This window comes from Parafrankia soli (assembly GCF_001854695.1).
GTDB lineage: Bacteria > Actinomycetota > Actinomycetes > Frankiales > Frankiaceae > Parafrankia > Parafrankia soli.
The window spans coordinates 19,958-29,089 of the sequence record NZ_MAXA01000226.1 but is presented as its reverse complement, the minus strand read 5'-3'; the positions used below and the strand labels follow the sequence as shown (position 1 = coordinate 29,089).

At 68.9% G+C, this 9,132-nt stretch carries 12 protein-coding genes; all 12 read left to right on the top strand.

Features of this window, described 5'->3' with window-relative positions:
* A partial coding sequence (locus BBK14_RS41745; RefSeq protein WP_420849183.1) for a thiolase C-terminal domain-containing protein occupies positions 1 to 125 on the top strand: 125 nt, incomplete at its 5' end.
* A gap of 91 nt (positions 126 to 216) precedes the next feature.
* Entirely contained in the window at positions 217 to 780 is a 564-nt protein-coding gene (locus BBK14_RS21870) for a nuclear transport factor 2 family protein (RefSeq protein WP_020462204.1), read from the top strand.
* Between the two features lie 320 nt (positions 781 to 1,100).
* A complete protein-coding gene (locus BBK14_RS41740) occupies positions 1,101 to 1,355 on the top strand; it encodes an isochorismatase family protein (protein ID WP_338045485.1) in 255 nt (84 codons plus the stop codon).
* A complete protein-coding gene (locus BBK14_RS21865; RefSeq protein WP_071065112.1) occupies positions 1,352 to 2,254 on the top strand; it encodes a carboxymuconolactone decarboxylase family protein in 903 nt (300 codons plus the stop codon). Before BBK14_RS41740 ends, BBK14_RS21865 begins: the two co-directional genes overlap by 4 nt.
* Positions 2,254 to 2,634, top strand: coding sequence for an SDR family oxidoreductase (locus tag BBK14_RS21860; RefSeq protein WP_071065110.1), 381 nt, complete (start codon positions 2,254 to 2,256; stop codon positions 2,632 to 2,634). The genes BBK14_RS21865 and BBK14_RS21860 overlap by 1 nt, the downstream gene beginning before the upstream one ends.
* 150 nt (positions 2,635 to 2,784) lie before the next feature.
* Positions 2,785 to 3,705 (top strand): FAD binding domain-containing protein, encoded by a 921-nt coding sequence (locus tag BBK14_RS21855; protein ID WP_071065108.1) that lies wholly within the window; start codon positions 2,785 to 2,787, stop codon positions 3,703 to 3,705.
* On the top strand, positions 3,702 to 4,199 hold the full coding sequence (locus BBK14_RS21850; protein WP_020462199.1) for a (2Fe-2S)-binding protein: 498 nt from the start codon (positions 3,702 to 3,704) through the stop codon (positions 4,197 to 4,199). The genes BBK14_RS21855 and BBK14_RS21850 overlap by 4 nt, the downstream gene beginning before the upstream one ends.
* A 120-nt stretch (positions 4,200 to 4,319) precedes the next feature.
* Positions 4,320 to 5,042, top strand: a complete 723-nt coding sequence (locus tag BBK14_RS21845; protein ID WP_071065107.1) for an SRPBCC family protein — start codon at positions 4,320 to 4,322, stop codon at positions 5,040 to 5,042.
* Between the two features lie 140 nt (positions 5,043 to 5,182).
* Positions 5,183 to 5,980 (top strand): cupin domain-containing protein, encoded by a 798-nt coding sequence (locus BBK14_RS21840; protein WP_241831740.1) that lies wholly within the window; start codon positions 5,183 to 5,185, stop codon positions 5,978 to 5,980.
* A gap of 61 nt (positions 5,981 to 6,041) precedes the next feature.
* Entirely contained in the window at positions 6,042 to 6,785 is a 744-nt protein-coding gene (locus BBK14_RS21835) for an SDR family NAD(P)-dependent oxidoreductase (RefSeq protein ID WP_041256401.1), read from the top strand.
* 67 nt (positions 6,786 to 6,852) lie between these two features.
* On the top strand, positions 6,853 to 7,428 hold the full coding sequence (locus BBK14_RS21830) for a hypothetical protein (RefSeq protein ID WP_071065105.1): 576 nt from the start codon (positions 6,853 to 6,855) through the stop codon (positions 7,426 to 7,428).
* Between the two features lie 475 nt (positions 7,429 to 7,903).
* A complete protein-coding gene (locus BBK14_RS21825) occupies positions 7,904 to 9,124 on the top strand; it encodes a CaiB/BaiF CoA transferase family protein (RefSeq protein ID WP_083391155.1) in 1,221 nt (406 codons plus the stop codon).
* The last annotated feature ends 8 nt before the right edge of the window (positions 9,125 to 9,132 follow it).

Sequence of the window (9,132 nt, the reverse complement as noted above, 5' to 3'; positions counted from 1 at the left end):
ACGAGACCTTCCTGCAGTTACGGAACCAGGCCGGCACCCGGCAGGTCACCGACGCCGAGGTCGGCCTCGTCACGGGCGGCGGCGGCCCGCTCGCCCAGGCATTCCTCTTCACCAACGACCGCTGAGCCGGCGCGAGCCTCCTCCCATGAGCCCATGGATCGCTTCTACCGGCCCGCCGAGAAAACATCCTGACCACGCTGAGGACGGTGCTGCGCTATGAGGGACATCGCGGGTACCGAGCAGGCGGCGATCCAGCAGCTGCTCGACAAGCAGGCGATCCGCGAGGCGACCATGCGGTACTGCCGCGGTGTGGACCGTTGCGATCCGGACCTCATCAGCTCCGCGTACCACCCTGATGCGATCGACGATCACGGCGACCAGCGCTACTCGGGTAGAACCGTAGGTCGAGGTGTCGCCGACCTCGTGCGCTCGGCGAAGGTCTCGATGAACCAGGTCACGAACCAGCTCATCACGCTGCACGATGATAGGACGGCGGGTTGCGAGACATACTTCACGGTGTGGCGGAGCATCGAGACCGAAGGTGAGGACCGCGTCCTCCTCGCGATCGGGCGGTACATCGACCGCTTCGAACGCCGCGAGGGTGAATGGAAGATCGCGCACCGGCTTGTGATTGTCGACCTGACACATGTCGTCCCGGCGAGCGGCCTGATGCGGCCGTCGCGGCCCGGTCTCGGCTCCCGCGACCGGAATGACCCTTCGTATGCGGCGCTTGAGAGCCCTGACACCGGATGGACACGCCCCCTGCCGGCACAGCCCTAGGCCGCGTTGGAAAGAGGAGACGGCCGATGGGTCCCCGCCACTGCGTCCATCGGCAGGCTAACCTCGGCCCGCCACTGTTTGGCGCGCGCCGCCCGACGCCCAGAGCCGCCGGCGGGCCGACAGCTCACCCCTTGCGCATTTCCGCAAACTTGTATACAACCTGATCTGAAGGTTGTATACAAGCAATGTGAAAGGGGAGTCGATGGTCGCCGCCAGCGCACCGACGACGCAGCTGACCGCGTTCGTCGCCCTGGACTTCACCGGGTACATCGTCGAGCGCTTCAGCCACGACCCGGCCGTCGGCGACCGCGGGGACCGTCCTGTCCACCGCCAGGTGGGCGTTCGACGTCGGCTACCAGGTCATTGTCTGCTCGGACGCGTGCGACGACCCCGAACCGGAGGCGCACGCCGCGCTCGTCGACGCCGCTGTCTTTCCGCAGAGCTGGATCGGGCTGTGGCGGATCGCGAACGTGCTGCCGACCGCCGAGATCGCCGTGCTCCAGACAAGGGAGTCCGCAGGCACGGGGGTCCAACCATTCGAAGCTCCGTTCACCCAGGGAGGTACGTCGGGATGATGACCCAGGCGCAGCGCGAGGCGGCCTATGAACGGGTCCGCCGAGAGCTCGGCATCGACCGGGTCGGTACCGCGCCCGAAGCACCGGTGCTGCGGTCCCGCCAGGGCGGTGTGCCCGCGCGGCCGGCGTATGCCTTACCCGTGGAGGCCGAGATCCACGGCGCCCAGCTGTACGAGTACGAGATCTGGGGCCGGCCGGGGCTCGACCTCCGGACGCGGAGTTTCATCACTGTGGCCGTCCTGACGGCCCTGGGCCGGGAAGACCAGCTCTACCGGTACGTCAACAGCGCGCTGAACATCGGGATCACTCCGGAGGAGATCCACGAGACGTTGCTGCACGCCGGTGTGTACAGCGGCCTGCCGGCCTGGGAGAACGCGGCCGGTGTCGCGGGTGAGGTGTTTGTCGCTCGGGGGCTGGTGCCGGCGGGCTCGGGTGCCCCGGTGGAGCCGAAGCCCGCGATGGACCACGAGGAGCGGCGCGCGGCCAGGAACCGGGTGGTCGCCGCCCTGGGCGTCGGGCGTATCGGCCTCGGTCCCGACGCCCCCCTGCTCGAGCCGCTGCCCGGCAGCCCCTTCCCGGCCGCCAAACCAGGCCGGCTGGCCTTCGAGCAGGAACTGGCCGGGATCACCGCCGACTACGGTTACGGCGAGGTGTGGGGCCGGCCCGGGCTCGATCTGCGCACCAGGAGCTTCATCACCGTGAGCGTCCTGCAGGTGCAGTATCAGAACGACCAGCTGCACATCCACGTCAACAATGCACTGAACCTGGGGATCACGCCCGAGGCGGTCGGCGAGGCGATCACCCAGGCCGGCATCTACGACGGCGGGTCGGGGTGGCACAACGCCATGAACGTCGCCCGGCACGTCTTCCTTCAGCACGGCATCGTCGAAGGTGACTGATGGGCATCCTCGACGGCAAGGTCGCCGTGATCACGGGTGCGGGGCGGGGTATCGGCAATGCCTCGGCGGCGGTGTTCGTGCGCGAGGGCGCCAGGGTGCTCGCCGCGGACATCAGCGGGGAGGAGAAGGCGACCGCGACCGAGTTCGGGCCGCGGGGCATCCGGGCCAACGTGATAGCGCCGGGGTTCACACTCACGGAGAAGAACCGGGAGGCGCCGGCGGACGCGATGCGCTCGCTGGGCGCGAAGGCGGCGCTCGGCCGGGCGGGGGAGGCGCGTGAGCAGGCCGAGGTGGCGGCGTTCCTCGCCTCCGACCGCGCCTCGTTCGTCACCGGGGTGATCATCGCGGTCGACGGCGGTTGGTCGGCGCGCCTTGCCTGACGACCGCGACCCGGCGGCCGCGTGCATCCAGCCACCAGCACGGGATGATCGACGACCGGTGCGACGGCGAGACTCTCGTGTCGCTGGCCCTGATCCCCTGGGGGACGCCGAGCCGGCGTCCGCCGGGTTGGACGAGACGGAGAACCGCTGTTGAAAGCCGCTGCATTCGACTACCACGTGCCGGAGTCTGTTGACGCGGCGGTGGCCCTGCTGGCCGAGCTCGGAGACGAGGCGAAGGTCCTCGCCGGCGGCCAGAGCCTTGTCCCGGTGATGGCGATGCGGCTCGGGCGGCCCGAGCATATCGTCGACGTCAACCGCATCGAGGCGCTTGCCGGCGCCACCCGGTCGAACGGCACGCTGCGGGTGGGAGCGCTGACGCGGCACCGCGCTCTGGAGACCGACGTGCTCATTCGAGACTCGGTGCCGTTGTTGGCCCGTGCCGCGCCCCACATCGGCCATTTCCAGATCCGCAACCGTGGAACCGTGGGCGGCTCGCTCGCCCACGCCGACTCGGCCGCGGAGCTGCCCGCGGTCGCCGTCGCGCTCGACGCCGAGATCGAGGTGCGCAGCACCCGGGGGAGCCGGCGCATCCGGGCCGCCGACTTCTTCGTGTCGATCTTCATGACGGCGCTGGAGCCCGACGAGCTGGTGACCGCAGTGCACCTTCCGGTGTGGGGGCGTGGCTGCGGCTTCGCCGTGGCGGAGTTTGCGCGTCGGCACGGCGACTTCGCGCTGGCCGGTGCCGCGTGTGGGGTGCAGGTCGATGGCGGGCGCATCGTACGGGCGGCGGTCGGGCTGATCGGGATGGGCAGCGTTCCGGTGCGGGCCCGGCTGGCCGAGCAGACCCTGACCGGTGCGGACGCCCACGAGGTGGACCTCGCCTCGATCGGGCGCGACGCGGTCGCGGCACTCGACCCGCCCTCGGACACCCACGGCTCCGCCGCTTACCGGCGCCACCTCGGCGCTCAGATGACTGCGCGAGCACTTGGCCGGGCCCTCGCGGAGGCCCAGGGACAGGAACGGAACCCAGGCCAGAGCCAGGCCCAGGCCGAGGCGGGAGGCACCGCATGACCGAGATGGATGTGAACCTGATCGTGAACGGCGAACGCTGTCGCGCCCGGGTCGAGCCGCGCAAGACTCTCGCCGACCTGCTGCGGGAGGACCTCGGGCTGACCGGCACCCACCTGGGGTGCGAGCACGGGGTCTGCGGGTCGTGCACAGTGCTGCTCGACGGCCTTGCTGTCCGGTCCTGCCTGATGTTCGGGGTGCAGGCGGACGGAAGCGAGGTGACCAGCGTCGAGGGGCTGGCGGGCGATCCGGAATCGCTCAGCCTGGTGCAGCGCGCCTTCCAGGAGACACATGGGTTGCAGTGCGGTTTCTGCACCCCCGGGTTCGTCATATCGGTCACGGCTTTCCTGGAGGATGTGCCGGATCCGACCGACGAGCAGATCCGGGACGGCCTGAGCGGAAACCTCTGCCGCTGCACCGGCTACCAGGGCATTGTGCACGCCGTCCGGCTTGCGGCGCGGCTGCGCCGCGAGGAACGCGCCGAAACCTCGGGGTAGGTGTGCGGGAGCTCGCTGAGCAGGTGCGCGGATGGCGGTCAGCCGGGATGGTGGCACGCCGACCGCCGTTTCCGCAGGGACCGCATCGATTCATGGCACCGCGAGTTTGAAGGAGATCGGATGAAACTGGAGAACACCTTCAGTGTCCCCGTGCCTGTCGATGACACGTGGCGGGTCCTGCTCGACATCGAGCGGGTCGCGCCCTGTGTGCCCGGAGCGACCCTCACCTCGCGTGACGGCGACAGCTTCAGCGGCAAGGTCAAGGTCAAGCTCGGGCCGATCGGTCTCACCTACGGCGGCACAGCGACGTTCCTTTCCCTGGACGAGGCGGCCAAGGTCGCGGTCATCGAGGCCAGTGGCCGGGAGACCCGCGGCGGCGGAACCGCCAAGGCGGTCGTCACCTGCCGGCTCGTGGACACCGGGGGCGCGACCGACGTCCTCGTCGAGACGGACCTCGCCATCACTGGCAAACCCGCCCAGTTCGGCCGCGCCGCTCTCGCCGACGTCACGGCCATCCTCATCGGCCAGTTCGCGGCGAACCTGGCCAGCGAGATCACCGGTGCCGCCGCGCCCGTACTGGGTGAGACGGCCGGTGGTAAGTCCGCGGTCAACGGGGTGACACCCGCACCCGCGCCCGTAAACGACTGCATCCCGTTCTCGCCCGCGACCCCACCGCGGGCGCGGGCGGCCGACTCCCGCCAAAAGGGCGCCTCCCACCGGGCAGCCGAGCCGATCGACCTGCTCGGGACGGCCGGTGGCGGGGTTCTCAAGCGCGTAGGCCCTTCGGTCGCCGGAACAGTTCTGCTGGTAGCCCTCCTGCTCCTCTGGAGGCGRCGCACCTGACGGCGCCTCGGTGACCGGTCGCCGGTGCCCGGCACGTCCCGCAACGGTAGAGCGAGAGTTCAGACCGCATCGACGAGGGAGAGTTCCACATGCCAGTGACTGTCTTTAAGGATGCGCCGTCCGACGAGGTGGCGCCGGGTGTGACGCGTTCGCGGCTGGAGCCGGGCGGCAAGGACGGCCCGGGCGGCATCGTGCGGGACTCGGATCAGCCCGGGGGCTGCACGTGGACCCAGATGTGGTTCTTAGGGCGACCCGAGGACTCCTGGCGCATGATGCTGCCCGACATTCGGATGGCGCCGAACCAGCTCTGGCCGCTGCACTGGCACGACTGCTGGACCGCGGTGGTGGTGCTGGACGGCAGCGTCCTGATGGGGGACTGGTGGATGAAGCGGGGCGACGTGCTCATCGCCGCGCCGGGCGTCGAGTACGGGCTCCTGCTGAACGGTCCCAAGGGCTGCGAGCTGCTCGAGATCTTCGCCCGTGACATCCTCTCGCCCGGCGGCTACGGCGAGGAGTACCGCGACCATCCCACCCTCACGTATCTCAAGGGTCTCGAGACGATCGACTTCGTCCCGCGGCCGCCGGCCCGGGTGGAGAACGGGAGCCGGCAGGTCGTTCCGGTCGACGCAACGCCTGGTCTGCAGAAGGGTCACCTCGACGGCAACGCCTGGTGGGACCTGGGCGACCCGGGTGATCCCGAGCGGGGGATCGTCTTCGACCGGAAGCTGGCGGCGGGCGAGACGCTCCCCTCCGGGTCCGTCGACGACTGGCGCGGCGCGCTCGTCCTCGACGGCTCGATGACCGTCGGCGACACGGAGTTCGTCAAGGGCGACGTCCTGCTCGTCGAGCCTGCCGCGAAGGTCCCCGAGATCACCGGCGGCGCCGCCGGTGCCCATCTCCTGGAGCTGGCGCGCACCGCCGCGGCGCTGACGCGCTGAGTTCCAAGAGTGCCGTTCTAAGAATGCCGAATTCTCCAAGTGCAAGGAAGCGGTGGTGTACGTGGGCCGAGTGGCAGTCGTGACAGGGAGCGCATCGGGGATGGGGTTTTCCATCTGCGAGCACCTTGCTCGGCGCGGGGACCGCGTGGCGGTGCTCGACGTGAACGGGGACGCGGCGCAGCAGGCGGTCAAGAAGCTGCGGGGACGTGGCGCGCAGGCCATGGCGTGTGCCGTGGATGTCTCCGATCGAGCGGCGGTCGAAGATGCGCTGGCCCAGGTGCGCGGCGAACTCGGACCCATCGAGATCATGGTGACCTCCGCGGCGATCGCACCGTTTGATCCCTTCACCGAGATTTCCCTTGACTCGTGGGAGCGTGTCCTTGCCGTTAATCTCACCGGCACGTTCCACTGCCTGCAGGCGGCCATCCCCGACATGGTCGCGGCCGGCTGGGGCCGCATCGTCACGATCACGTCGTCGGCCGCCCAGATCATGACCTCTAACCACGCGCACTACGTCGCGTCGAAGGGCGGCGTGGTCGCGTTGACGAGAGCGGTGTCCTTCGAATATGCGCGGCAGGGGATCACGGTGAACACCATTGCGCCCCACATCATCGACACCCCGATGCTCCGCCAGGCCCGCGCGGAGCTCGGGGATCCGACGGGCGACGGAGGTGCCAGCCACATCCCCGTCGGCCGGCTGGGCACAGGCGACGACATCGCCGCTGCCTGCCTGTACCTGTGCTCTGAGGAGGCCAGCTACATCACGGGGCAGCTGTTCGGTGTCAATGGCGGTGCCGTCGCGTGACGTCGGGTCATCTGGGGTCGTCGGTCGCTTCCCGCATAATTCGAGAAACGTGAGAGGATCGCAAGCGATGGGGGCATTAACCGAGCGCGACGGTCTCTTCCTTAACCATGTCGAGCTGCTGCACCGGCCTGGCGAGAGCCAGCTCGCAGTTACGTTATTCGAGACGCTGGATTGCACCGTCGCAGACATCACAAGAGAGCTTGGGTCGAGTTCGACGTACCTAGGTATATTCTCGGGAGCGSGCCAGCGTGATCCGCTCAACAACGTCCTGTACGTCTCCGAGATCCGCGAACCTCAAAACCAGTTCGAAGACGTCCTCGGGCGCCGGATGCAGGACGACGACGAGCTCCGCGCCGCACTCGAGCAGTACGACCTGGCGCGGACGAAACCTGGCCATGTCATGCATTTCGGGTTGCGGTACCCGGGCTTCGAGGAGCTCGAGACGGTGATCCACCGCCTCGAGCACGAGCTTCCCGCCGAACTCGCCGGTCGCGTGACCGTCTACCCGCCCTTTTCGATCGAGCTTCGAGCGCTCGCCACCGAGGTCCTCCAGGTTTTCGTCTACACCGATGTCGTCGGTCTGGGTTTCTTCCCGTTCGGGCAGCTCATTGAACTCCAGGCGCAACGCCCACTGCGGGAGTAGCGGTCGCTGCTCTCCCTACCTACACCAAAATACGGCGCGAGGGGCCGTACGGCCGATCGCCAGCGAGGACGACGCGCTGCATTACCCGGGGGTGCCGTAGTCGGGCCGAGCGGCTCGCGGAGATCGACACCGCTGATGCTCGCTCCCACCACCGGCGTCACCGGTTGTACGTCCGGAGCCGTCGTTGTCGCCATCTCGTCTTCCTCTCTGGCGTGGTGTGTGCGGACCTGACGCGCCGCTGCCCAGGCGGCGATGAGGCGACGGGCCGGTGGGGAGTTTTCGCCGCACCGTCGTGACCTTTCGCGGCGGCCGGGTGACGTCTGGAGCGTCCTCGGGAAGTCAGGACGGAGCGGGGCCAAGCGTGAGGAAGCGGCCGGGCATCGTCGCAGGTGTATACAACTACTGGGGCAATGTTGTATACAAGTCTCATGTCGAAGACCGGATGGGGCGACACCGAAGACGGGAGGACGAGCCCGTGCCGGATCAGCTCAGGTACGACCTGCTGGCGGGCGTAAAGGTGGTCGAGGTGGCGGCGTGGCTGTTCGCGCCGTCGTGTGGGGCGATCCTCGCTGACTGGGGCGCCGACGTCATCAAGATCGAGCCGACGCGGAACGGCGGTGATCCTTATCGGGGGTTCTTCCACACCGGCGCGGTGAACCCGACGATCGAGCTCGCCAACCGGGGCAAACGCAGCGCGGCCGTCGACCTGTCGACACCCGCCGGTCACGACGTACTGTTACAGCTGGTTGCGGACGCTGACGTGTTCGTCACCAACCTGCTGCCCGATCCGCGGGGACGGCTCGGCGTCGAGATCGCCGACGTCCGCGGGGCCAATCCCTCGATCATCTACGTCCGGGCCAGCGGCTACGGCCCTCGTGGCTCGGATGCCGAGACACCCGGCTTCGACGCCGCGGTGGCGTGGGCCCGCGTCGGCGTCGCCCAGTTCCTCACCCCGCCGGACGCGCGCCAACCGATCCATCCGCCGGGCGGCATCGGTGACTGCGTCGGGGGGCTCGGCGGGGCCGGCGCTGTCGCCGCCGCCCTGTTCAAGCGGGAGCGCACGGGCGTCCCATCGGAGATCGACGTCTCGCTGCTCGCCAGCGGCATGTGGATGAACGCCACCGTCCTGATGACGGAGGCCAACGCCGGGCCGGAGGGCTCGCTGATGCAGCGGGTCGACCGCCGGACGGTCCGCAACCCGCTGTCCAACAGCTATCAGACAAAGGACGGCCGCTGGCTGTCGATGGTCGTCATCCAACCAGACCCCCACTGGCGCAGCTTCTGCGAGCACATCGGCCGGCCAGAACTGGCCGACGACCCGCGTTTCGTGGACTTCCACGCCCGCATGACGAACAACACCGAGCTTGTCGGCCTGCTCGACGAGGTATTCGCGTCCCGCGCCATGGCCGAGTGGCGCGAGGCGTTGCGCACGTTCTCCGGGGTGTGGGACGTGCTCCAGACGCCTGCCGAGGTCGTGCACGACCCGCAGGTGTTAGCCAACGGCTACCTCATCCCGGGGGAGGATCCCGGCCCGCCACTGTCGGTTGTGGCGTCGCCGGCGCAGTTTGACGGGCGGCCACTCACCGCGGTGCGGCGGGCGCCCGAGCACGGCCAGCACACGGAGGAGATCCTCCTGGCGTCTGGCTACTCGTGGGACGACATCACCGCTCTCAAGGAGCAGGGCGCGGTCATCTGAGAAGGGAA

Coding starts and splice junctions, on each gene's coding strand:
- BBK14_RS21860 (WP_071065110.1), top strand. CDS start 2,254: ATGGGCATCCTCGACGGCAAGGTCGCCGTGATCACGGGTGCGGGGCGG.
- BBK14_RS21865 (WP_071065112.1), top strand. CDS start 1,352: ATGATGACCCAGGCGCAGCGCGAGGCGGCCTATGAACGGGTCCGCCGA.
- BBK14_RS21870 (WP_020462204.1), top strand. CDS start 217: ATGAGGGACATCGCGGGTACCGAGCAGGCGGCGATCCAGCAGCTGCTC.
- BBK14_RS21850 (WP_020462199.1), top strand. CDS start 3,702: ATGACCGAGATGGATGTGAACCTGATCGTGAACGGCGAACGCTGTCGC.